This window comes from Streptococcus sp. V869 (genome assembly GCF_054353515.1).
In genome coordinates this window covers 1,067,402-1,089,916 of sequence record NZ_JBTHHW010000001.1, presented here as the reverse complement: position 1 = coordinate 1,089,916, position 22,515 = coordinate 1,067,402, and the positions used below count along the sequence as shown (strand labels likewise).

Genomic DNA, 22,515 nt, shown 5'->3' with positions numbered 1-22,515 from the left:
TTACTCAGAGTTAAGTGACGATAGCCTAGGAGATACACCTGTACCCATGCCGAACACAGAAGTTAAGCCCTAGAACGCCGGAAGTAGTTGGGGGTTGCCCCCTGTGAGATATGGAAGTCGCTTAGCTCTAGGGAGTTTAGCTCAGCTGGGAGAGCATCTGCCTTACAAGCAGAGGGTCAGCGGTTCGATCCCGTTAACTCCCATTTAAGCGGGTGTAGTTTAGTGGTAAAACTACAGCCTTCCAAGCTGTTGTCGCGAGTTCGATTCTCGTCACCCGCTTTGAACTTTGTTCAAGTACCAAGTTTTTGACTTGGGCGCGTAGCTCAGGTGGTTAGAGCGCACGCCTGATAAGCGTGAGGTCGGTGGTTCGAGTCCACTCGTGCCCATTTTTTATAACTATGGTCCGTTGGTCAAGGGGTTAAGACACCGCCTTTTCACGGCGGTAACACGGGTTCGAATCCCGTACGGACTATTTTGTTGGAGGATTACCCAAGTCCGGCTGAAGGGAACGGTCTTGAAAACCGTCAGGCGTGTAAAAGCGTGCGTGGGTTCGAATCCCACATCCTCCTTTATTATTAACGCGGGATGGAGCAGCTCGGTAGCTCGTCGGGCTCATAACCCGAAGGTCGTAGGTTCAAATCCTGCTCCCGCAATATTGGCTCGGTAGCTCAGTTGGTAGAGCAATGGATTGAAGCTCCATGTGTCGGCGGTTCGATTCCGTCTCGCGCCATATTTTTATAACATACGGAAGGGTAGCGAAGAGGCTAAACGCGGCGGACTGTAAATCCGCTCCTTCGGGTTCGGGGGTTCGAATCCCTCCCCTTCCATCCTCTACGGGCATAGTTTAAAGGTAGAACTAAGGTCTCCAAAACCTTCAGTGTGGGTTCAATTCCTACTGCCCGTGTTTAATAATATGGCGGGTGTGGTGAAGTGGTTAACACACCAGATTGTGGCTCTGGCATGCGTGGGTTCGATCCCCATCACTCGCCTATTTTATATTATTGGGGTATAGCCAAGCGGTAAGGCAAGGGACTTTGACTCCCTCATGCGTTGGTTCGAATCCAGCTACCCCAGTTACTATTTGCCGGCGTGGCGGAATTGGCAGACGCGCTGGACTCAAAATCCAGTGTCCGCAAGGACGTGCCGGTTCGACCCCGGCCGCCGGTATAGTAATACAGACAAGGTTTTCGGACTTTGTCTTTTTTATTTTTTCTTCCAATTTTTTTCTCATAGTTACTTAAAATTACTTTTCATAAATTTCACCTTTATTGATATTTTTTACTTTATTTTTACTAAATCTTCAATTATTTCACATTATTTTTAACTAAGATAGGTCTATACCATTTACAAATTAATTATAAAGGTTTATAATGTAATTGACATAATAAATATCAGAAAATTGTTTTATGGAGGTAAAGATTATGCCTAAATATATTAAAGCTGATCAATTTTTCTATCCGCATGGGGTTCGTCGTGGCGGTTTCTTAGAACTTGTTGAAGGAAAATTTGGTAAACATGTAGATCAAGTGCCAGAAGGTTCTGAAATTATTGATTATAGTGGTTATAGTATTGCACCAGGTCTTGTGGATACTCACATTCATGGTTTTGGTGGGGTTGATGTTATGGATAATAACATTGAAGGTACGCTTCATACAATGAGTGAGGGTCTACTTAGTACGGGTGTAACCAGCTTTTTGCCAACAACTTTAACTTCATCATACGAACAATTACTTGCTGTTACTGAAAATATTGGTGCCCGCTACAAAGAAGCAACTGGGGCTAAGATTCGTGGTATTTATTTTGAAGGACCTTACTTTACTGAAAAATATAAGGGAGCTCAAAACCCTGCTTATATGAAAGATCCTAGAATGGATGAATTTCGTGCTTGGCAGAAGGCTGCTAATGGTCTTCTTAATAAGATTGCTCTTGCTCCAGAACGTGAAGGTGTAGAAGACTTTGTTCGTGCTATTACTGGAGAAGGTGTAACGGTTGCTCTTGGTCACTCTAATGCAACTTTTGAGGAAGCTAAACATGCTGTTGATGCTGGTGCAAGTGTATGGGTTCATGCCTATAACGGTATGCGTGGCTTGACTCATCGTGAACTTGGAATGGTTGGTGCTATGTATGAATTGCCACACACTTATGCAGAATTGATCTGTGATGGTCACCATGTGGATCCTAAGGCCTGTGATATTCTTCTTAAACAAAAGGGTACTGAAAATATTGCTCTTATTACAGACTGTATGACAGCTGGTGGTTTACAAGATGGTGACTATATGTTAGGAGAATTCCCAGTAGTAGTAGCGGATGGGACTGCTCGTCTTAAATCTACAGGGAACTTGGCAGGTTCTATTCTCAAACTTAAAGATGGTTTGAAAAATGTTGTTGAATGGGGGATTGCAAATCCTCACGAAGCTGTCATGATGGCAAGTTTGAATCCTGCAAAATCTGTTCATATTGATGATGTCTGTGGACAAATCCGTGAGGGTTACGATGCTGACTTTATCGTTCTTGATAAAGATTTGGAATTGGTAGCAACATATCTTGACGGTGAAAAACGTTATCAAGCATAGAAATATAAAGCAGTGACTAGTCTTAGTTGCTGTTTTTTTTGTTAGCTGTATTTCTTGTGTGATTTCGTAAATTAGGAAGACTTTATGGCTGTTACTGAAAACGAGCAAATTTCTTTCATTGTGCAAAAAAATTCGCTATAATATACGATACAAAGGAAATGAAACTATGTATCGAGTTATAGAAATGTATGGGGATTTTGAGCCTTGGTGGTTCATAGAAGGATGGGAAGAAGACGTCATAAAGAGTAAGAAATTTGAAAATTACTATGACGCTTTGAAGTACTATAAATCTTGTTGGTTTGAGCTGGAAAAGAAAATTCCGCTTTACAAAAGTCGTGGAGACTTAATGACTATATTTTGGGATCCAGAAGATAAACGTTGGTGTGAGGAATGTGATGACTTTCTGCAACAGTACCATTCGCTTGCTCTACTGGAAGATGGTCAAGTCATCCCAGACGAAAAGTTTAGACCTGGTTATGAAAAACAAACTGGTTTAGATATTCACCGAACTTGTCGTATCAAAAAAGATAGAACAACTTTTTAATAAAGTTGTTCTTTTTTATATTTTCTTCGAATAATAAACTGAGGAGGAAATATGGTACAAGCACTTGCACAAGAATTGATTAGTCTCGCAAAAAAGAATGGAGCGCAGGACATTTATTTTGTTCCCAAGAATCAGGTTTATGAGCTACATATGCGAATTGGAGATGAAAGACGTCTAATTGATACCTATGATTTTGAAAAAGTAGGCGCTGTCATAAGTCATTTTAAGTTCATCGCAGGGATGAATGTTGGTGAAAAACGACGTAGTCAGCTTGGCTCCTGCGACTATCATCATGGCGACAAGGTCTCTTCACTCCGTTTATCAACTGTAGGAGATTATCGTGGATACGAGAGTCTAGTAATCCGACTTTTACATGACCAAGAACGTGAGTTACACTTTTGGTTTCACGATCTTAAGGAACTGAAAAAGGGCTTTAGGCAACGCGGGCTTTATCTTTTTGCAGGCCCCGTAGGAAGTGGCAAAACTACTTTGATGCATGAATTAGCCAAGTCATTGTTTAAAGGACAGCAGGTTATGTCGATTGAAGATCCAGTCGAGATTAAGCAAGAAGAGATGCTACAATTACAACTTAATGAAGCAATTGGGCTGAACTATGAAAATTTGATAAAACTCTCCCTACGGCATCGTCCAGACCTTTTAATTATTGGAGAAATTCGGGATAGTGAAACAGCCCGTGCTGTTGTACGAGCCAGTTTAACAGGGGCTACAGTATTCTCGACTATTCATGCAAAGAGTGTTCGTGGGGTCTATGAGCGCCTTGTAGAACTTGGAGTTAGTGAAGATGAACTCGCAGTTGTTTTACAAGGCGTTTGTTACCAGAGACTAATTGGGGGAGGAGGAATTATCGATTTTGCAAACCAAAATTATCAGGAACACCAGGCAAACAAATGGAATGAACAAATTGACCAACTTCTTAAAGAAGGACATATCACTACCATTCAAGCTGAAACGGAGAAAATTAGCCACTAGTAAGCAGAAGAAAATCATCACTCTCTTTAACAATTTATTTTCGAGTGGTTTTCACTTGGTAGAGATCATTTCCTTCTTAGATAGAAGTCATTTGTTGGAAAAGGAATATGTATCGCAGATGCGTCTAGGACTCTCGCAGGGAAAATCCTTCTCGGAAATGATGGGGATTTTAGGTTTTTCAAGTTCAATTGTCACGCAACTTTCCTTAGCTGAAGTACATGGGAATCTTCATTTGAGTTTAGGGAAAATTGAGGAGTATCTTGATAATCTTGCTAAGGTCAAGAAAAAGTTAATCGAAGTTGCGACCTATCCAATCATTTTGTTAGCTTTCTTATTGCTTATTATGTTGGGTTTGAGGAATTATCTCTTGCCTCAGCTGGATAGTAGTAACATAGCTACCTTAGTGATTAGTAATCTACCACAAATTTTTCTTGGGATTGTTCTAGCGTTAGGTCTTGTATCTTTAACAGGACTGATATTTTACAGAAAATCTAAGAAGATACAAGTCTTTTCTTTTCTAGCTAAAATTCCCTTTCTAGGTGTATTTGTTCAGTATTATCTGACGGCCTATTATGCTCGAGAATGGGGTAATATGATTGGTCAAGGTCTGGAGCTATCACAAATTTTTCAGATGATGCAGGAGCAAGGAAATCCTCTTTTTAAGGAAATCGGACATGATTTATCCCTGTCCTTGCAAAATGGGCATGAATTTTCTATGGTTGTGCGGAATTATCCTTTTTTTAGAAGAGAGTTGGGACTAATCATTGAATATGGAGAAGTCAAGTCCAAGTTGGGAAGCGAATTGGAAATCTATGCGGAAAAAACGTGGGAATCCTTCTTTACCCGAGTTAATCGTACGATGAACTTAGTTCAACCCCTGGTCTTTATTTTTGTAGCTCTGCTAATCGTTTTATTGTACGCAGCCATGTTGCTGCCAATGTATCAAAATATGGAGGTAAATTTTTAGATGAAAAAAATGTTGATGAAATTAAAAGAAGCCAAGGTTAAAGCTTTCACACTGGTAGAAATGTTAGTCGTATTGCTCATCATTAGTGTTCTACTCTTACTGTTTGTGCCAAACCTAACTAAGCAAAAGGATGCAGTCAATGACAAAGGTAAAGCAGCAGTCGTCAAGGTGGTAGAAAGCCAAGCTGAACTCTATACTCTAGATAAAAATGAAGATGCCAGTCTAAGCAAATTACAGGCAGATGGACGTATCACTGCTGAGCAGGCAAAAGCCTATAAAGAATACCATGCAAAACAAAATACAAGTCAAACAGTTGCGGATTAAGGCTTTTACCATGTTAGAAAGTCTATTGGTATTAGGGATTGTTAGTCTGTTAGTCGTGGGTTTGTCGAGTTCAGTTCAGTCGACTTTTGAGACTGTAGAGGAGCAGATTTTCTTTATGGAGTTTGAGGAACTTTATCGGGAAACGCAGAAGCGAAGTCTGGCTAGTCAGCAAAAGATCAACTTAATGTTAGAAGAGAGAAGTATTGGAAATGGCTATCATAAATTAACCATCCCTAAAGGAATTCAACTACAGTCCAATCAGTCAATTTCCTTTGACAAGTCTGGTGGGAATTCGTCTCTGGCCAGCGTGAGATTTCAAACAAGGAAAGAAGTGGTTCGATACCAACTATATCTAGGAAATGGAAAGATTAAACGTATTCAAGAAGCAAAAAATTAAGGCGGTTATTTTACTGGAAGCAGTGATTTCACTAGCTATTTTTGCCAGTATAGCAACTCTCTTACTGGGACAAATTCAAGAAAGTAGAAAAAGAGAAGTAGAACTTCTAAAACAGGAAGAAGTTTTGCGAGTGGCTCGTATGGCTTTGCAGACTGGACAAAAGGAGTTGACTGTCAATGGCCTTACGGTTCATGTTGTCTCGAATGAGCGAGGTTTGGAGGTATACCATGGAACGGAGAAATTACTGGCGATTCAAGATAAGTAGAGTCAGAGCCTTTACTCTTTTAGAATCCCTGGTTGCTCTTATTGTGATTAGTGGGAGTTTACTTCTTTTTCAATCTATGAGTCAACTCTTGGTTTCAGAAGTTCGCTACCAGCAGAAAAGTGAGCAGAAGGAATGGCTCTTATTTGTGGATCAGCTGGAAGCAGAGTTGAATCGAGCCCAATTTGAAAAAGTGGAGAATGATAGGCTTCACCTTAAACAGGAAGGCAAACCCATTGCCATGGGTAAATCAAAGTCAAATGATTTTCGGAAAACAGATGCTAGTGGACGTGGTTATCAACCCATGGTCTACGGTCTAAAATCAGCTCGAATTCAAGAAAAAGGGCAGGAGCTGCACTTTCACTTTCAGTTTGAAAAGGGACTAGAGAGGGAATTTATCTATCGTGTTGAAAAAGAAAAAAGTTAGAGCAGGAGTTCTCCTATACGCTATTACTATTGCTGGAATTTTTAGTCTTTTGTTGCAGTTTTATCTAAATCGGCAAGTAGCACATCATCAGGATTATGCCCTTAATAAAGAAAAGCTTCTTGCATTCGCAATGGCTAAGAGAACCTATGAAAAGGCTAATTCTGAAAATGGAGTCCAGTCATTTAATGCAGGAAAGGCAACTTATCGTAATGACCAAAAGGGTTTTACAACGATTGTTAACACAGGAAAAAATCAGTTTGAATTTCACTTTTCTCCTTTGAAAAAGACCGATAAAAAGACTAAGAAGACAGAAAATAAGTCCAAAGAAGGAAATGAGGAGAAAAAAGAAGAACAGGTGAAAAAAGAAACTGCAAAGTCTTCTGAAGTTACTCCTTCAAAGAAAGATACAGAATAGCTTGGATTTTTGCTTCAGTTGTAAGGTTGAAGGCCAGTGAGTTAGGACGAGGTTTTTGTCTAAAATTATGCTATAATAGATACATATGGAGGACGGAATATGTCAGGTGTAAAATTGTATCTAGTACGTCATGGGAAAACAATGTTTAATACAATCGGTCGTGCTCAAGGTTGGAGTGATACTCCTCTAACAGCTGAGGGAGAACGAGGCATTCATGAATTGGGGATTGGTTTGCGGGAGTCAGGTTTAACCTTTGAACGTGCTTATTCAAGCGATTCTGGGCGGACCATTCAGACAATGGGAATTATCCTTGAAGAACTTGGTTTGACAGGGCAAATTCCTTATCGCATGGATAAGCGAATTCGTGAATGGTGCTTTGGTAGTTTTGATGGTGCTTATGATGGAGATCTTTTTATGGGGATTATTCCTCGTATCTTTAATGTCGATCATGTGCATCGTTTGTCCTATGCGGAGCTAGCTGAAGGTCTGGTAGAAGTAGACACAGCAGGTTGGGCTGAAGGCTGGGAAAAACTAAGTGGTCGTATCTGGGAAGGTTTTGAAGCCATTGCCAAGGAAATGGAAGCTAATGGGGGTGGGAATGCTCTCGTAGTCAGCCATGGAATGACTATTGGTACCATTGTTTATTTAATTAACGGCATGCATCCGCATGGTCTTGATAATGGAAGTGTGACGATTCTTGAGTATGAAGATGGTCAGTTCTCAGTTAAGATTGTTGGGGACCGTAGCTACCGTGAAATTGGTCGAGCTAAGTTAGAAGAGCAAGCTAGTTCAGAGCAATAAACATTCTCTACAAAGGCAGAAGATTTTTTTAAATGATTTAATAGAATGCTGATGTCGTCATTGCACAAGCTTGCGAGAGCTGAGTGCTTTGACAATAGCATTCTTTTTTGTTAGAATAGCATCAACATGAAAGCATAAGAAGGGACTGACAGAGCTGTCGTTCCCTTTTGTCTATCTTATAAGGGGGAAATATGCTGTTTCAGAAAATAAAAGCCTATAAATGGCAGGCTCTGGCTTCCTTAATTATGACAGGTCTAATGGTAACGAGTTCACTCCTGCAACCACGTTATTTGCAGGAAGTTTTAGAGGCCTTGCTAGCAGGAGATAATGAAGTTATTTACAATATCGGTTTTTGGTTAATCCTGGTTGCCTTGATTGGTCTAGTCGCAGGTGGAATTAATGTTGTATTAGCAGCCTACATTGCTCAGGGAGTTTCGTCAGACTTACGGGAAGATGCCTTTCGTAAGATTCAAACTTTTTCATACGCTAATATTGAGAAATTTAATGCAGGGAACCTCGTTGTCCGTATGACCAACGATATCAATCAGATTCAAAACGTCGTTATGATGACCTTCCAAATCCTCTTTCGACTACCGATTTTATTTATTGGTTCCTTTATATTGGCTGTTGTCACCTTGCCTTCGTTGTGGTGGGTGCTGGTTCTTATGGTCGTTTTGATCGTTGCTATGACGGGTCTTATGATGGGAATGATGGGGCCTCGCTTTGCAAAATTCCAGACCTTATTAGAGCGTATCAATGCTATTGCAAAAGAAAATTTACGTGGTGTGCGCGTGGTCAAATCTTTTGTTCGAGAGAAAGATCAGTTTAATAAGTTTACGCAAGTGTCAGATGAGTTGCTGGGAGAAAACCTTTATATCGGCTATGCTTTTTCTATTGTTCAACCTGCAATGATGTTGATTTCTTACGGTGCTGTCTTTCTTTCAATCTGGCTTGTAGCAGGTATGGCAGAGTCAGATCCTTCAGTGGTTGGTTCCATTGCTTCCTTCGTGAACTATTTGAGTCAGATTATCTTTACTATCGTTATGGTCGGATTTTTGGGGAACTCAGTCACTCGTGCCATGATTTCCCTCCGTCGTATTCGTGAAATCCTTGATACAGTACCAGCTATGACTTTTAAGGATGTGGAAGATGAAGAATTGGAAGGAAGTCTCAGTTTTGAAAATGTAACCTTCACCTATCCAAATGATGAAGAACCTATCCTAAAAGATGTTTCCTTTGATATCGCAGCTGGTGAGATGGTTGGGGTTGTCGGAGCAACCGGTGCAGGGAAATCAACCTTGGCTCAGTTGATTCCACGACTGTTTGATCCTCAGCAAGGTTCTATCAAGATTGGAGGAAAGGACATTCGTACAGTTAGCGAAGGGACACTTCGCAAGACAGTCTCTATCGTCCTACAAAGAGCCATTCTTTTTAGTGGAACCATCGCAGATAACCTCAGACAAGGGAAAGGAGATGCAACAGTTTCAGAAATGGAACGCGCAGCTCGTATCGCACAAGCTAGTGAATTTATCAGTCGCATGGACTTGGCTTTTGAAAGTCCGGTCGAGGAACGTGGGACCAACTTTTCTGGTGGACAAAAACAACGAATGTCTATTGCGCGTGGGATTGTCAGCAATCCTAAAATATTGATTTTCGATGATTCAACCTCTGCACTTGATGCCAAATCAGAACGCTTGGTTCAAGAAGCCCTTAACAAGGATTTGAAGGGGACAACTACGATTATCATCGCCCAAAAAATAAGCTCTGTTGTTCATGCGGATAAAATTTTAGTGCTTGATCAAGGCCGTTTGATTGGTCAAGGCAAACACGCTGACTTGGTTGCAACAAACCCAGTTTATCGAGAAATTTACGAAACGCAAAAAGGAAAGGAGGAGTAGGATGAAGACATTTCGATTTTTTTGGAACTATTTTAAAGTTTACAAGATATCCTTTGTCGTTGTTATCACTATGATTATCATTGCAACGGTAGCACAAGCCCTCTTTCCAGTTTTTGCAGGTCAAACAGTCACAGAGCTGGCTAATTTGGTTATAGCCTATCAAAATGGAAATTCAGATATGGTTTGGCAAAGTCTATACGGACTCCTTATTAATCTTGCCTATATTTTGATTGTTTTAGTAGTATCTAGTCTCATCTATATGGTCTTGATGAGCCGTATTATTGCCGAATCGACAAATGAAATGCGTAAGGGGCTTTTTGGCAAGCTTTCTCGCTTGACCGTTTCCTTCTTTGACCGTCATCAAGATGGGGATATCCTGTCACGTTTTACCAGTGATTTGGATAATATCCTCCAAGCTTTTAATGAAAGCCTGGTGTCTGTTATGACTAATATTGCCCTTTATATTGGCTTGCTGATTGTCATGTTTGCAAAAAATGTTACCTTGGCTTTGATTACGACTGCTAGCACTCCGATAGCAGTTGTCATGTTGTTCTTTATCTTAAAGCTAGCGCGGAAATACACCAACCTCCAACAAAAAGAAGTTGGGAAACTCAATGCTTATATGGATGAGAGTATCTCTGGACAAAAAGCAGTTATCGTTCAAGGTATCCAAGAAGATGTGATTGCTGGTTTTGTCGAGCAAAATGAACGGGTTCGAAAAGCAACCTTTAAGGGAAGAATGTTCTCAGGAATTCTCTTTCCTGTCATGAACGGAATGAGTTTGGTCAATACAGCAGTCGTTATTTTTGTAGGTTCAGCTGTATTGCTGAATGATAAGAAAATCGAGACAGCAACAGCACTTGGTTTGATTGTCATGTTTACCCAGTTTTCGCAACAGTATTACCAACCCATTATCCAATTAGCGGCGAGCTGGGGGAGTTTGCAACTGGCCTTTACAGGTGCAGACCGTATCCAAGAAATGTTTGATGCAGAGGAAGAAATTCGCCCTCAAGATGCTCCAGCCTTTAGCGAATTAAAAGATGGGGTGGAGATTCGTAACATAGACTTCTCCTACCTGCCAGGAAAACCGATTCTGAAAGATGTTAGCATTTCAGCTCCAAAAGGGGAAATGATTGCAGTGGTTGGTCCGACAGGTTCGGGGAAAACAACCATCATGAACCTCATCAATCGTTTTTATGATGTGGATGCAGGTAGTATCAGTTTTGATGGTAGAGATATCCGCGAATTTGATTTAGATAGTTTGCGAAGCAAGGTTGGAATTGTCTTACAGGATTCTGTTTTGTTTAGCAGAACTATTCGGGACAATATTCGTTTTGGTGTCCCAGATGCCAGTCAAGAAATGGTTGAAGCAGCAGCCAAGGCCACGCATATCCATGAATATATCGAAAGTTTGCCAGACAAGTATGATACATTGATTGATGATGACCAAAGTGTCTTCTCGACCGGTCAGAAGCAGTTGATTTCTATTGCTCGTACCTTGATGACAGATCCACAGGTCTTAATCTTGGATGAGGCAACATCAAACGTTGATACTGTAACAGAAAGTAAGATTCAAAATGCCATGGAAGCTATCGTGGCAGGAAGAACTAGCTTTGTAATTGCCCATCGCTTAAAAACCATTCTCAATGCAGATCAGATTATTGTCCTTAAGGACGGTGAAGTTATTGAGCAAGGAAACCATCACGAATTGCTCAAGCTTGGAGGCTTTTACTCCGAACTTTATCACAATCAATTTGTCTTTGAATAATACTCTTCGAACATCTCTTCAAACCACGTCAGCGTCCCCTTGCCGTATATGTGTTACTGACTTCGTCAGTTCTATCCACAACCTCAAAACTGTGTTTTGAGCAACCTGCGGCTAGCTACCTAGTTTGCTCTTTGATTTTCATTGAGTATAAGCAAAAAAGTTGTCCTAATTTTGGGCAACTTTTTCTTATAAAAAAAATTTATCACGGACTTAAAAAATACATATTAGACAGGAGTGGGGAAGGATGATAAGATAAGATTATCAATAGAAGATGAAAGGAAATCAGTAATGGCAAGAACAGTTGTTGGAGTTGCAGCAAATCTATGTCCCGTGGACGCAGAAGGTAAAAATATTCATTCATCAGTCTCTTGTAAATTTGCTGAGAGTATTCGTCAGGTTGGCGGACTTCCTTTGGTCATTCCGGTTGGTGATGAGTCGGTGGTCCATGACTATGTAGAAATGATTGATAAGCTCATCTTGACTGGGGGACAAAATGTTCACCCTCAGTTTTATGGTGAGGAAAAAACGATTGATAGTGATGATTATAACCTAGCTCGTGATGAGTTTGAGCTCGCTCTTCTACAAGAAGCCTTGCGTCAGAATAAGCCAATCTTAGCCATTTGCCGTGGGGTTCAGCTTGTCAATGTTGCCTTTGGTGGTACACTCAATCAGGAGATTGAAGGTCATTGGCAAGGTCTACCCTTTGGGACTTCACATTCCATTGAGACAGTTGAGGGAAGTGTTGTGTCAAAATTGTTTGGTAAAGAAAGTCAAGTAAACTCAGTGCACCGTCAGAGCATTAAAGACTTGGCACCAAATTTCCGTGTGACGGCTGTAGATCCACGTGACCAAACTGTTGAAGCAATCGAATCTATCGATGAACACCGCATTATCGGCTTGCAGTGGCATCCAGAATTTCTGGTCAATGAAGAAGATGGCAACTTAGAATTATTTGAGTATTTATTGAATGAATTGTAACGACTAGAAATCTAGTCGTTTTTTTGTTTTGCTTCTTCAAATTTTAATATTGTAATATTTTTTACGCAAACGTTTGAATTATGATAAAATTTGGAAAAATTCAGTATAAAAACTTGAAAAAATTCAAGGTAAGCGTTATGATAGAAAAGAAGAAATATTGGAGGAATACTATGTCACATATTAAATTTGATTATTCAAAAGTATTAGACAAATTTGTTGCACCACATGAAGTGGAATACATGCAAGCACAAGTTACAGCAGCAGACGAATTGATCCGTAAAGGAACTGGTGCTGGTAGCGACTTCTTGGGTTGGTTGGACCTTCCTGAAAACTATGACCGCGAAGAATTTGACCGCATCTTGAAAGCTGCTGAACAAATCAAAGCAGACAGCGATGTTTTGGTCGTTATCGGTATTGGTGGATCATACCTTGGAGCGAAAGCTGCCATTGACTTCTTGAACCACCACTTTGCAAACTTGCAAACAAAAGAAGAACGCAAAGCTCCACAAATCCTTTATGCTGGAAACTCAATCTCATCTACTTACCTTGCTGACTTGGTAGAGTATGTTGCAGACAAAGACTTCTCAGTAAACGTGATTTCTAAATCAGGTACAACAACTGAACCAGCGATTGCTTTCCGTGTCTTTAAAGAACTCTTGGTTAAGAAATACGGACAAGAAGAAGCAAATAAACGTATCTATGCAACAACTGACCGCCAAAAAGGTGCTGTTAAGGTTGAAGCAGATGCTAACGGTTGGGAAACTTTTGTAGTTCCAGATGATATCGGTGGACGCTTCTCAGTATTGACTGCAGTTGGCTTGCTTCCAATCGCTGCATCAGGTGCAGACATCAAAGCCCTTATGGAAGGTGCGAATGCTGCCCGTAAAGACTACACTTCAGACAAACTTTCAGAAAACGAAGCTTACCAATATGCAGCTGTTCGTAACATCCTTTACCGTAAAGGTTATGCAACTGAAATCTTGGTAAACTACGAGCCATCTCTTCAATACTTCTCAGAATGGTGGAAACAATTGGCTGGTGAGTCAGAAGGGAAAGACCAAAAAGGTATTTACCCAACTTCAGCTAACTTCTCAACAGACTTGCACTCATTGGGTCAATTTATCCAAGAAGGAACTCGTATCATGTTTGAAACAGTTGTCCGCGTTGACAAACCTCGTAAGAACGTGATCATCCCTACTTTGGAAGAAGACCTTGACGGACTTGGTTACCTTCAAGGAAAAGACGTTGACTTCGTTAACAAAAAAGCAACTGACGGTGTTCTTCTTGCCCACACTGACGGTGACGTACCAAACATGTACGTGACTCTTCCTGAGCAAGACGCCTTCACTCTTGGTTACACTATCTACTTCTTCGAATTGGCTATCGCCCTTTCAGGTTACTTGAATGCTATCAACCCATTTGACCAACCAGGTGTTGAAGCATACAAACGTAACATGTTTGCCCTTCTTGGTAAACCAGGTTTTGAAGAATTGAGCAAAGAACTCAACGCTCGTCTATAATAGATTTAATAAAGAGTGGTTTTACCACTCTTTTTACTATTTCTCGAAAAGAGAAATTGGACTCTGGCACGACTTGTGATATAATATAGAGAGCAAAAAGGCAGACGCCTAGATATTTTATAGGAGAAGATATGTCAAAAGATATTCGTGTGCGTTATGCACCAAGTCCAACAGGACTACTACACATCGGAAATGCCCGTACAGCATTGTTTAACTACTTGTATGCTCGCCACCATGGTGGAACTTTTATCATCCGTATCGAAGATACGGACCGCAAGCGTCACGTCGAAGACGGAGAACGTTCCCAGCTTGAAAACCTTCGTTGGTTGGGTATGGACTGGGATGAAAGTCCTGAAACGCATGAAAATTACCGCCAATCAGAGCGTTTGGAACTCTATCAAACATACATTGACCAATTGCTAGCCGAAGGAAAAGCCTACAAATCTTACGTTACAGAAGAAGAGTTGGCAGCAGAACGTGAACGCCAAGAAGCAGCTGGTGAAACACCTCGCTACATCAACGAATACCTTGGCATGAGCGAAGAAGAAAAAGCAGCTTATATCGCAGAACGTGAAGCAGCAGGTGTGATTCCAACGGTTCGTTTGGCAGTCAATGAGTCAGGTATCTACAAATGGCATGATATGGTCAAAGGTGATATCGAATTTGAAGGTGGCAATATCGGTGGTGACTGGGTCATCCAAAAGAAAGATGGATACCCAACTTACAACTTTGCCGTTGTAATCGATGACCACGATATGCAAATCTCTCACGTCATCCGTGGAGACGACCATATTGCTAATACACCAAAACAGCTCATGGTCTATGAAGCTCTTGGTTGGGAAGCACCAGAATTTGGTCACATGACCTTGATTATCAACTCTGAAACTGGTAAGAAGTTGTCTAAACGTGATACCAACACCCTTCAATTTATCGAAGATTACCGGAAGAAAGGCTACCTTCCAGAAGCAGTCTTTAACTTTATCGCTCTGCTTGGTTGGAATCCTGGTGGGGAAGACGAAATCTTCTCTCGCGAAGAACTGATCAAACTTTTTGATGAAAACCGCCTCAGCAAGTCTCCAGCAGCCTTCGACCAAAAGAAAATGGACTGGATGAGCAATGAGTATATCAAGAATGCGGATCTTGCGACCATCTTTGAAATGGCCAAACCATTCCTCGAAGAAGCAGGACGTTTGACAGACAAGGCTGAAAAATTGGTGGAACTCTACAAACCACAAATGAAGTCAGTGGATGAAATCGTTCCATTGACAGACCTCTTCTTCTCAGACTTCCCAGAATTGACAGAAGCTGAGAAAGAAGTCATGGCTGGTGAAACAGTGCCAACGGTACTTGAATCTTTCAAAGCTAAGCTTGAAGCCATGTCAGATGAAGAGTTTGTGGTAGAAAATATCTTCCCACAAATCAAAGCAGTCCAAAAAGAAACAGGTATCAAAGGGAAGAACCTCTTCATGCCTATCCGTATTGCCGTTTCAGGTGAAATGCATGGTCCTGAATTGCCAGACACCATCTACTTGCTTGGACGTGAAAAATCTATCCAACACATTGAAAAAATGTTGGAAGAAATTGCAAAATAGTGCCTTAAAAAGAACTCATATATTGAGTTCTTTTTGTGTATACTTATTTGAAAATGCAAAGATTTTATTGTATAATATGAGGTGACAGGGCAAGGGAAATAAAGTAATGAGATGGTATATTCTTTACAATGAGACTCGTATTAGCCCGGACATTACATTTAATGTTGGTGAGTCTACTTATTTTTTCTTTGCGTTTTGCTGGACGGGAGGAGAGATTCTTTCGGCCATGCAGATACCATCCATTACAAAGACTTTGTTTTCGATCACAAGAGTTTTTCTATAAGGATTTTGGTCGCTATTGGCCATTATTTAGAGAACCTATCAATTCTTTCTTCTCCAAATACAGAAAGAAATCGACCTTGCTCTGTACCTTGCGTTAAGCAAGGTTTTTTTGAGGAAAAGCGCTAGGAAATTTACGATTTCGTTTTGGAGTGGTATAATATTAACTATCCTGATGAATAGAGGAACTCAAATGAAAGAATTTAATAAATCAATAAAATTAGAACATGTGGCTTATGATATTCGTGGTCCAGTTTTGGAAGAAGCCATGCGTATGCGTGCAAATGGAGAAAAAATTCTCCGTTTGAACACAGGAAATCCAGCTGAGTTTGGTTTTACGGCACCAGATGAGGTCATTCATGACCTAATTATGAATGCGCGAGATAGCGAAGGTTATTCAGATTCTAAAGGAATCTTTTCAGCCCGTAAAGCGATTATGCAATATTGCCAACTAAAAAATTTCCCTAATGTAGGTATCGATGATATCTACCTTGGAAATGGGGTTAGTGAGCTAATTGTTATGTCTATGCAGGGGCTTTTGGATAACGGCGATGAAGTTTTGGTTCCTATGCCTGACTATCCTCTTTGGACAGCAGCGGTTAGCTTGGCTGGAGGAAATGCCGTACACTACCTCTGTGATGAAGAAGCTAAATGGTATCCAGACCTAGATGATATCAAGTCTAAGATTAGTTCAAATACCAAGGCTATTGTGTTGATCAATCCAAATAATCCAACTGGGGCTCTTTATCCCAAAGAACTCTTGCTAGATATCATTGAGATTGCTCGTCAAAATGACTTGATTATCTTTGCAGATGAAATCTACGACCGTATGGTTATGGATGGCAATGTCCACACACCAGTAGCAAGTTTGGCTCCAGACCTTTTCTGCGTCAGCATGAATGGTTTGTCTAAATCTCACCGTATCGCTGGATTCCGTGTAGGATGGATGGTCTTGTCTGGACCTAAACATCACGTAAAAGGCTACATTGAAGGTCTCAATATGCTTTCAAATATGCGCCTCTGTTCGAATGTACTTGCCCAGCAGGTAGTTCAAACCTCCCTTGGTGGTCATCAGTCGGTGGATGAATTGCTCTTACCAGGTGGTCGCATCTACGAGCAAAGAAACTTTATTTATAATGCGATTCAAGATATTCCTGGTTTGTCTGCTGTTAAACCAAAAGCAGGTCTTTATATCTTCCCTAAGATTGATCGTAATATGTACCGTATCGACGATGATGAACAATTTGTCCTTAATTTCTTGAAACAAGAAAAGGTGCTTTTAGTACATGGGCGTGGCTTTAACTGGAAAGATCCAGACCACTTCCGTATTGTTTATCTTCCACGTGTCGATGAGTTAGCCCAAATCCAAGAGAAGATGACTCGTTTCTTGAAGCAGTATCGTAGATAAGGCTTTCATAGTAAAAAAGCTGGAAACATTTGTCAGAGCTATTGACAAATAAGTAAGAATCAGATAGAATAGTAAAGTATGTTTAGTAACTGATCACTTTATAGCCGGCTAAACGAATACAAAATCTATGAGGAGGTATTCATCGTGAAACGTACTTATCAACCAAGTAAACTTCGTCGTGCGCGCAAACACGGATTCCGTAACCGTATGTCAACTAAAAACGGTCGTCGCGTATTGGCAGCTCGTCGTCGCAAAGGACGCAAAGTTTTGGCTGCATAATCCAAACGTATTAAACAAAGAAGTCAGTAGGAACTCGAGCCTACTGACTTTTCTGTTGCCTAAAAAAGTGAATTTTCTAAAATACCTGTTTTAGAATAAAACCTTTAGAAGATGTATTGGAAAGACGACATATAGAAAAAAGCTCAAAACCAGAAGGTGAATTTCTGATTTTGAGCTTTTCTTTATTCTTTCAAATGATAAGAGTAGCTAGCTACGACGACATCTTCGTGCCATCTGAGAGCATATTTTAATTTGAGGCTCATTTGATTGTGTAGGATATTTTGCCAAGGTTTGTTAGGGATAAATTGGGGTACTAGAACTGTAACTGTGTAGTTCTTTTTCTTGGCTTCTTGAGATATTTTTCGGACATAGCGAACGGTTGGTGTGATGATATCGCGATAGCTAGTAGTAATGTTTTTTAGAGTGATATTTGGGAAGTAGTCAGCGAATTCTTGAAGGATTTTTTGGTCTTTTTCCTCCGTTTCCTTGGTGGAAATATGCATAGCCAAAACCTCATCTCCTATGCTTTGAGCGTAATTAATTGCTCCGACGCTGACTCGAGTCACATTTCCCACCAAGACAAGGACGACATTGCCATCGTAGGTTTTCTTTTGAATTCCTTCATAAAGGCGAAGCTGTTTGGCCACTTTTTGGTAATGACTGTGGATGGACAAAAAGAGGAAGGTTAAGACTAGGATAATTGGGAAGAAGGGCCAGATATCTCCAAGTCTGAAGAAGAGTAGAATGAGAACGATAGCATAACAAATGATGGCTCCAAGGATATTTGCAAAGGCAGATTTTAAGAAATGAGAGCCTTTTTCTTTTTTCCAGTGACGAATCATCCCTGTTTGAGAAAGTGCAAAAGGTACGAAAACTCCAATAGTATAAAGAGGAATCAAGCGTTCTGTATTTCCGTTAAAAATGAGCAGAAGAATCATAGCGCCAAAGGCCAAGGTTAGGATCCCGTTTGAGTATCCTAAGCGATCTCCCTTCTCCATAAAGAGATGGGGCATGTACTTGTTCTTGGCCATATTGTAAGCTAACATCGGAAAGGCCGAAAAACCAGTATTTGCAGCGACGGCTAGGATGAGAGCTGTTGAAAATTGGAAGAGATAATAAACAACTTGACCGAGAGCTGAATCCCCTAAAATTCCTTTAGCCATTTGTGAGAGGATTGTTTCTCCGTGTTGAGGAGTAATCCCCATCCAGTAGTTTAGGAAGGTAATTCCTGCAAAGAGAAATCCAAGGATCAGAGACATGATGGTCAGTGTTTGAGCTGCGTTTTTCTCTTTGGGAGTTTTGAAAAATGGAACAGCATTTGAGATTGCTTCAACCCCGGTTAATGAAGCTGAACCGCTGGTAAAGGCTCTTAAAATCAGGACAATTGAGAGACTTGGGACAGTTTGACCAATTGCAGAAGTTGCATGATAGCTGAGAGAACCTGTCAATAGTTGGAAAATACCAAACAATAAGAGGAAGACCGTACTAAAGATAAAGAGATAGACAGGGATCATCAGCGAACTAGCAGATTCCCTCAAGCCTCGCAGATTCAAAAGCATGAGCAAACAGACCAAAAAAATGGAGATGTGGAGGTTGTAGGGATGGAGTGCGGGAAGTGCAGCAGTGATTGCATCCGCACCTGCAGCCACAGATACGGCTACTGTCAGCATGTAGTCAACAAGCAGACTTCCCCCAGCAATCAAACCGAGCTCAGGAGAAAGATTTTCTCGTGTTACCATATAGGCACCCCCACCTTGAGGGTAGGCGTGAATGATTTGTCGGTAAGAAATGGTTAGACTAGCAAGTAGCAAGAGGACAAAAATGCCGATAGGGAGACTCCACCAAATAGCAAGGGGAGAAAGACTAGCCAAGACAAGGACGACCTGCTCAGGTCCATAGGCGATAGATGAAAGGGCATCGCTTGAGAGCATTGCAAGTGCCTGTGTTTTTCCAAGTAGCCCTCCTTCACCTTCAGTTAAGGACTTGAGAGGACGACCGATAAAGGTATATTTTAGTTTTGTAAACATTTTCTTTCCTTTTTTGAAAATTTTAACAAGAGCTATTATACTGCTATGAAAAAATACCGTCAAGGGAAAATGATTGATTTCAAAATATTTTTTTCCTATAAGAATGCGACTAGTTTTTTTGGTATAATAGAAGGTAGAAAAAACGAGGGAATATAAATGATTTTTGATACACATACACATTTAAATATAGAGGAATTTTTGGGACGTGAAGAAGAAGAGCTTGCCTTAGCAGCTGAAATGGGTGTGACTCGGATGAATATTGTTGGTTTTGACAAACCGACTATTGAGCGTGCTTTAGAATTGGTGGACAAGTATGACCAACTCTATGCGACAATTGGATGGCATCCAACAGAGGCAGGGACCTATACAGAGGATGTTGAGAATTATCTGTTGGAGAAACTAAAACATCCCAAAGTTGTTGCCTTGGGTGAGATTGGTTTGGACTATCACTGGATGACAGCGCCTAAAGAAGTTCAAGAGAAGGTTTTCCGTCGTCAGATTCAGCTATCAAAGGAAATGGACTTGCCTTTTGTAGTTCATACCCGTGATGCGCTAGAAGATACCTATGAGATTATTAAGAGTGAGGGCGTTGGTCCTCGAGGTGGGATTATGCATTCCTTCTCAGGTTCTCTAGAGTGGGCTGAAAAGTTTGTGGAGCTAGGTATGACCATTTCTTTTTCTGGAGTCGTGACCTTCAAGAAGGCAACAGATATTCAGGAAGCAGCCAAAGAGTTACCTTTGGATAAGATTTTGGTAGAGACAGATGCGCCTTATTTAGCCCCAGTACCCAAGCGTGGTCGCGAAAACAAGACAGCTTACACGCGCTATGTAGTGGACTTTATCGCGGAACTACGTGGCATGACAACAGAAGAATTAGCTACTGTGACAAGTGCTAATGCTGAAGGCATCTTTGGATTGGAACATAAATCATGAAGGAGAAAATTTCCCAAGTCATCGTAGTTGAAGGACGCGATGATACGGCCAATCTTAAACGTTATTTTGATGTGGAGACCTATGAGACTCGTGGCTCCGCTATCAATGAGCAGGATCTTGAACGAATCCAACGTCTACATGAACGTCATGGGGTGATTGTCTTTACAGATCCTGACTTTAATGGGGAAAGAATCCGTCGGATGATTATGACAGCTATTCCGACAGTTCAGCACGCCTTTCTCAAACGTGATGAGGCAGTGCCTAAGTCCAAGACCAAGGGGCGTTCTCTAGGAATCGAACACGCTAGCTACGAAGACTTGAAAATAGCACTGGAACAAGTGACAGAGCAATTTGAAGTAGAAAGTGATTTTGATATTAGCCGTAGTGACTTGATTCGATTAGGGTTTCTAGCTGGAGCAGACAGCCGAAAACGCAGAGAATATCTAGGAGAGAATCTTCGTATCGGTTATTCCAATGGGAAGCAACTTCTCAAGCGTTTGGAATTATTTGGCATCCGTTTAGCTGAAGTTGAAGATGCCATGAAATCATATGAGAATTGAGAAACTCCCCCAAAATGTAGGGGGAATATGATACAATAGAAGTAAGTTTATACGGTTTAATCAGGCTTGGTAGCAAGCATTAGAAAAGTGACTCCATAGGATTTTTGCTGAGTGGAGATAATGAGGAAAAGTTATGGGAATCTTTGATTTTTTAAAAAAGACAGAAGCAACTGAAACAACTGAATCCAATAAGGAAACAGTAGAAACAAAAGACAATGCTTGTGTGGGAGTTCTAGATTTTCTTCCTATGAAGGAAACGAATCAATTATTGATTGTTGGGAGTCTAGAAGGTAGTATCAAGGTTGGAGATCAGTTGCAGTTTTGCAATCCCGACCAAGGAATGGGAAGTCTTGGTACTGTAGAGGTTAAAAAACTTAGCAGTCAAAACAAAGATGCGGATAGTCTTACTGATGAAGTTCTTGCCCATCTAGTGGTTGATAGGATTCCTTCTTTGGATAAACTGAAAAAAGGAAGTGTTCTCTTTAGTTCAGGTATTGAGGAAGAGCAAAAATTATCTAGCTATTCAGATGCTCTTTATCGTGCTTTTGTAGCCATTCAGGAGGGGCAATTGACTAATGAAGACTATTTGGCAGCTAGCCTTGATGATAGCGTAGAGATTTCACGTCTCTTTTTATGGAAATGCCGTCAAAATCAGGAAACTGAAAGTGAAGAAAGCTATCAAGCCAACACTCGTAAGTTGGAACGTCTAGCGGAAATCGTCAAGGACAAGTTGTTAGCAGCAGATTCAGTTTATGCAGTTTATTCAGAAAAAACAGGCGAACCCTATCTTTTTTCAACGACCTATGATAGGGGAGAAGAGGGCTATTTGTGCACAGATCCCATGATCATGCTTTTGACGCCATCTTGGTATCGCCAATTTAAAGAAACCATTGATAGTCGACCAAACTCAGTCGTAAAACTGATTGAAAATACGGAAGATAAAAAAGGGATTGAGAATTTCCTTGGGACAGCCTTTTACTTAAATGGTGCCTTGGGAGCAATCTTTAATTCCAAGGAAGTTAGCATCAGTGCCTCGGCCTTGGTTCAAAAACCAGATTTTTCTAATTTGCCAGAAATACAAGTTCCTGTGATGAACCCTGACCTAGTAAGATGGATGCTGTTAATGGGACAACTGGATAGTCCGACAACAGAAGATGAAGAAGTAATTTACAAACTCTATTATAAGTTCTTCTCTGAAGCTATGCTGAAAGCAAAGTTCCTAATTCCTTTAGATGCGGCTTCAGAATTTAAGGGCGATAGTCAGGAAGGAAATTCTTTTGTTTTAGAAAAAGATTCTAGTTTCAACATTCCAGTCAAAGAAGGAAAAGATGGCAGAAATTCTGTGCCAGTATTTACCGATTGGAAACGTCTGCGAATGGTCTTTGACGAAAAATGGAATGGAATGATTGAAGAAGCGGGGGGTATGATTGAAGTTTTTGACTATGCCATTAATCCAACAGAGTATTATGAAGCGGGTGCTTATGTTAGCCTAACAGCTTTTAAAGAAATGCAAAAGTTTAGTGAGGAACTAGAAGGCAGAGCTAACGGTTAGAGAGTTTCTTTACATTGAGAA

21 protein-coding genes, 12 tRNA genes and 1 rRNA gene are annotated in these 22,515 nt (G+C 40.7%); 33 read left to right on the top strand and 1 reads right to left on the bottom strand.

Features of this window, described 5'->3' with window-relative positions; genetic code table 11:
* The first annotated feature begins 10 nt into the window (after positions 1-10).
* The 30 genes from rrf (at position 11) to rpmH (ending at position 17,422) form a co-directional block, all read left to right on the top strand.
* Positions 11-126 (top strand): 5S ribosomal RNA (gene rrf / locus ACXYSN_RS05455).
* A 4-nt stretch (positions 127-130) separates the two neighbouring features.
* A tRNA-Val gene (locus ACXYSN_RS05450) sits at positions 131-203 on the top strand.
* A gap of 5 nt (positions 204-208) precedes the next feature.
* Positions 209-279, top strand: a tRNA-Gly gene (locus tag ACXYSN_RS05445).
* A gap of 33 nt (positions 280-312) precedes the next feature.
* Positions 313-386 (top strand) — tRNA-Ile (locus ACXYSN_RS05440).
* A 14-nt stretch (positions 387-400) separates the two neighbouring features.
* Positions 401-472 (top strand) — tRNA-Glu (locus ACXYSN_RS05435).
* Between the two features lie 7 nt (positions 473-479).
* Positions 480-569 (top strand) — tRNA-Ser (locus tag ACXYSN_RS05430).
* Between the two features lie 10 nt (positions 570-579).
* Positions 580-653, top strand: a tRNA-Met gene (locus tag ACXYSN_RS05425).
* A 4-nt stretch (positions 654-657) separates the two neighbouring features.
* Positions 658-730: transfer RNA gene (locus tag ACXYSN_RS05420), tRNA-Phe, on the top strand.
* 16 nt (positions 731-746) lie between these two features.
* Positions 747-827, top strand: a tRNA-Tyr gene (locus ACXYSN_RS05415).
* 6 nt (positions 828-833) lie between these two features.
* Positions 834-904, top strand: a tRNA-Trp gene (locus tag ACXYSN_RS05410).
* Positions 905-916: 12 nt separating this feature from the next.
* Positions 917-989, top strand: a tRNA-His gene (locus ACXYSN_RS05405).
* Positions 990-1,002: 13 nt separating this feature from the next.
* Positions 1,003-1,074: transfer RNA gene (locus ACXYSN_RS05400), tRNA-Gln, on the top strand.
* 9 nt (positions 1,075-1,083) lie between these two features.
* Positions 1,084-1,167: transfer RNA gene (locus tag ACXYSN_RS05395), tRNA-Leu, on the top strand.
* Between the two features lie 254 nt (positions 1,168-1,421).
* The gene (gene nagA, locus ACXYSN_RS05390; RefSeq protein WP_458636400.1) at positions 1,422-2,573 is read left to right on the top strand and encodes an N-acetylglucosamine-6-phosphate deacetylase; all 1,152 of its coding nucleotides are present in this window, start codon (positions 1,422-1,424) and stop codon (positions 2,571-2,573) included.
* A 166-nt stretch (positions 2,574-2,739) separates the two neighbouring features.
* Positions 2,740-3,117, top strand: coding sequence for a DUF1033 family protein (locus ACXYSN_RS05385; protein WP_006150119.1), 378 nt, complete (start codon positions 2,740-2,742; stop codon positions 3,115-3,117).
* A 51-nt stretch (positions 3,118-3,168) separates the two neighbouring features.
* Positions 3,169-4,107 carry a competence type IV pilus ATPase ComGA gene (comGA, locus tag ACXYSN_RS05380; protein WP_458636399.1) on the top strand — a complete coding sequence of 313 codons (939 nt, stop codon included), beginning with the start codon at positions 3,169-3,171 and terminating at the stop codon, positions 4,105-4,107.
* The gene (comGB, locus tag ACXYSN_RS05375) at positions 4,031-5,074 is read left to right on the top strand and encodes a competence type IV pilus assembly protein ComGB (protein ID WP_441348612.1); all 1,044 of its coding nucleotides are present in this window, start codon (positions 4,031-4,033) and stop codon (positions 5,072-5,074) included. Before comGA ends, comGB begins: the two co-directional genes overlap by 77 nt.
* Positions 5,075-5,398, top strand: a complete 324-nt coding sequence (gene comGC, locus ACXYSN_RS05370; RefSeq protein WP_441348611.1) for a competence type IV pilus major pilin ComGC — start codon at positions 5,075-5,077, stop codon at positions 5,396-5,398.
* On the top strand, positions 5,361-5,795 hold the full coding sequence (gene comGD / locus ACXYSN_RS05365; RefSeq protein WP_441348610.1) for a competence type IV pilus minor pilin ComGD: 435 nt from the start codon (positions 5,361-5,363) through the stop codon (positions 5,793-5,795). Before comGC ends, comGD begins: the two co-directional genes overlap by 38 nt.
* The gene (comGE, locus tag ACXYSN_RS05360) at positions 5,758-6,060 is read left to right on the top strand and encodes a competence type IV pilus minor pilin ComGE (protein ID WP_178895505.1); all 303 of its coding nucleotides are present in this window, start codon (positions 5,758-5,760) and stop codon (positions 6,058-6,060) included. The genes comGD and comGE overlap by 38 nt, the downstream gene beginning before the upstream one ends.
* Positions 6,023-6,484: a competence type IV pilus minor pilin ComGF gene (gene comGF, locus ACXYSN_RS05355; RefSeq protein WP_441348609.1), complete on the top strand. Its 462-nt coding sequence runs from the start codon at positions 6,023-6,025 to the stop codon at positions 6,482-6,484. Before comGE ends, comGF begins: the two co-directional genes overlap by 38 nt.
* Positions 6,462-6,899 carry a competence type IV pilus minor pilin ComGG gene (comGG, locus tag ACXYSN_RS05350; protein WP_441348608.1) on the top strand — a complete coding sequence of 146 codons (438 nt, stop codon included), beginning with the start codon at positions 6,462-6,464 and terminating at the stop codon, positions 6,897-6,899. The genes comGF and comGG overlap by 23 nt, the downstream gene beginning before the upstream one ends.
* Positions 6,900-6,998: 99 nt before the next feature.
* Positions 6,999-7,700, top strand: coding sequence for a histidine phosphatase family protein (locus tag ACXYSN_RS05345; RefSeq protein ID WP_441348607.1), 702 nt, complete (start codon positions 6,999-7,001; stop codon positions 7,698-7,700).
* A 191-nt stretch (positions 7,701-7,891) separates the two neighbouring features.
* Positions 7,892-9,598: an ABC transporter ATP-binding protein gene (locus tag ACXYSN_RS05340; RefSeq protein ID WP_458636398.1), complete on the top strand. Its 1,707-nt coding sequence runs from the start codon at positions 7,892-7,894 to the stop codon at positions 9,596-9,598.
* 1 nt (position 9,599) lies between these two features.
* Positions 9,600-11,366 (top strand): ABC transporter ATP-binding protein, encoded by a 1,767-nt coding sequence (locus ACXYSN_RS05335; protein ID WP_458636397.1) that lies wholly within the window; start codon positions 9,600-9,602, stop codon positions 11,364-11,366.
* A gap of 288 nt (positions 11,367-11,654) precedes the next feature.
* Positions 11,655-12,344 (top strand): gamma-glutamyl-gamma-aminobutyrate hydrolase family protein, encoded by a 690-nt coding sequence (locus tag ACXYSN_RS05330; RefSeq protein WP_049528328.1) that lies wholly within the window; start codon positions 11,655-11,657, stop codon positions 12,342-12,344.
* Positions 12,345-12,514: 170 nt separating this feature from the next.
* Positions 12,515-13,864, top strand: a complete 1,350-nt coding sequence (locus ACXYSN_RS05325; RefSeq protein WP_061564458.1) for a glucose-6-phosphate isomerase — start codon at positions 12,515-12,517, stop codon at positions 13,862-13,864.
* A gap of 131 nt (positions 13,865-13,995) precedes the next feature.
* The gene (gltX, locus tag ACXYSN_RS05320; protein ID WP_458636396.1) at positions 13,996-15,456 is read left to right on the top strand and encodes a glutamate--tRNA ligase; all 1,461 of its coding nucleotides are present in this window, start codon (positions 13,996-13,998) and stop codon (positions 15,454-15,456) included.
* 472 nt (positions 15,457-15,928) lie between these two features.
* A complete protein-coding gene (locus tag ACXYSN_RS05315; RefSeq protein ID WP_458636395.1) occupies positions 15,929-17,143 on the top strand; it encodes a pyridoxal phosphate-dependent aminotransferase in 1,215 nt (404 codons plus the stop codon).
* Between the two features lie 144 nt (positions 17,144-17,287).
* Positions 17,288-17,422, top strand: coding sequence for a 50S ribosomal protein L34 (gene rpmH, locus ACXYSN_RS05310; RefSeq protein ID WP_000831905.1), 135 nt, complete (start codon positions 17,288-17,290; stop codon positions 17,420-17,422).
* Between the two features lie 182 nt (positions 17,423-17,604).
* Here rpmH and ACXYSN_RS05305 read toward each other — a convergent pair whose 3' ends face one another.
* Positions 17,605-19,449: an APC family permease gene (locus ACXYSN_RS05305; RefSeq protein ID WP_458636394.1), complete on the bottom strand. Its 1,845-nt coding sequence runs from the start codon at positions 19,447-19,449 to the stop codon at positions 17,605-17,607.
* Positions 19,450-19,605: 156 nt separating this feature from the next.
* Here ACXYSN_RS05305 and ACXYSN_RS05300 point away from each other — a divergent pair, with 156 nt between their 5' ends.
* The 3 genes from ACXYSN_RS05300 to ACXYSN_RS05290 all read left to right on the top strand — a co-directional run bounded on the left by ACXYSN_RS05300 (position 19,606) and on the right by ACXYSN_RS05290 (position 22,494).
* Positions 19,606-20,382, top strand: a complete 777-nt coding sequence (locus ACXYSN_RS05300) for a TatD family hydrolase (RefSeq protein ID WP_458636393.1) — start codon at positions 19,606-19,608, stop codon at positions 20,380-20,382.
* On the top strand, positions 20,379-20,942 hold the full coding sequence (gene rnmV, locus ACXYSN_RS05295; RefSeq protein WP_458625385.1) for a ribonuclease M5: 564 nt from the start codon (positions 20,379-20,381) through the stop codon (positions 20,940-20,942). Before ACXYSN_RS05300 ends, rnmV begins: the two co-directional genes overlap by 4 nt.
* Before the next feature lie 133 nt (positions 20,943-21,075).
* Complete coding sequence (locus ACXYSN_RS05290; RefSeq protein WP_458636392.1) at positions 21,076-22,494, top strand: SseB family protein; 1,419 nt, start codon at positions 21,076-21,078, stop codon at positions 22,492-22,494.
* Positions 22,495-22,515 lie beyond the last annotated feature (21 nt).

Bases quoted from the DNA above. Each gene is read 5' to 3' on its own strand.
- ACXYSN_RS05325 (WP_061564458.1), top strand. From the start codon at position 12,515: ATGTCACATATTAAATTTGATTATTCAAAAGTATTAGACAAATTTGTT.
- comGD (WP_441348610.1), top strand. From the start codon at position 5,361: ATGCAAAACAAAATACAAGTCAAACAGTTGCGGATTAAGGCTTTTACC.
- ACXYSN_RS05290 (WP_458636392.1), top strand. From the start codon at position 21,076: ATGGGAATCTTTGATTTTTTAAAAAAGACAGAAGCAACTGAAACAACT.
- comGA (WP_458636399.1), top strand. From the start codon at position 3,169: ATGGTACAAGCACTTGCACAAGAATTGATTAGTCTCGCAAAAAAGAAT.
- ACXYSN_RS05300 (WP_458636393.1), top strand. From the start codon at position 19,606: ATGATTTTTGATACACATACACATTTAAATATAGAGGAATTTTTGGGA.
- nagA (WP_458636400.1), top strand. From the start codon at position 1,422: ATGCCTAAATATATTAAAGCTGATCAATTTTTCTATCCGCATGGGGTT.
- gltX (WP_458636396.1), top strand. From the start codon at position 13,996: ATGTCAAAAGATATTCGTGTGCGTTATGCACCAAGTCCAACAGGACTA.
- comGE (WP_178895505.1), top strand. From the start codon at position 5,758: ATGGAAAGATTAAACGTATTCAAGAAGCAAAAAATTAAGGCGGTTATT.
- ACXYSN_RS05305 (WP_458636394.1), bottom strand. From the start codon at position 19,449: ATGTTTACAAAACTAAAATATACCTTTATCGGTCGTCCTCTCAAGTCC.
- ACXYSN_RS05385 (WP_006150119.1), top strand. From the start codon at position 2,740: ATGTATCGAGTTATAGAAATGTATGGGGATTTTGAGCCTTGGTGGTTC.
- ACXYSN_RS05315 (WP_458636395.1), top strand. From the start codon at position 15,929: ATGAAAGAATTTAATAAATCAATAAAATTAGAACATGTGGCTTATGAT.
- ACXYSN_RS05330 (WP_049528328.1), top strand. From the start codon at position 11,655: ATGGCAAGAACAGTTGTTGGAGTTGCAGCAAATCTATGTCCCGTGGAC.
- comGC (WP_441348611.1), top strand. From the start codon at position 5,075: ATGAAAAAAATGTTGATGAAATTAAAAGAAGCCAAGGTTAAAGCTTTC.
- ACXYSN_RS05345 (WP_441348607.1), top strand. From the start codon at position 6,999: ATGTCAGGTGTAAAATTGTATCTAGTACGTCATGGGAAAACAATGTTT.
- ACXYSN_RS05335 (WP_458636397.1), top strand. From the start codon at position 9,600: ATGAAGACATTTCGATTTTTTTGGAACTATTTTAAAGTTTACAAGATA.
- comGB (WP_441348612.1), top strand. From the start codon at position 4,031: ATGAACAAATTGACCAACTTCTTAAAGAAGGACATATCACTACCATTC.
- rnmV (WP_458625385.1), top strand. From the start codon at position 20,379: ATGAAGGAGAAAATTTCCCAAGTCATCGTAGTTGAAGGACGCGATGAT.
- comGF (WP_441348609.1), top strand. From the start codon at position 6,023: ATGGAACGGAGAAATTACTGGCGATTCAAGATAAGTAGAGTCAGAGCC.
- ACXYSN_RS05340 (WP_458636398.1), top strand. From the start codon at position 7,892: ATGCTGTTTCAGAAAATAAAAGCCTATAAATGGCAGGCTCTGGCTTCC.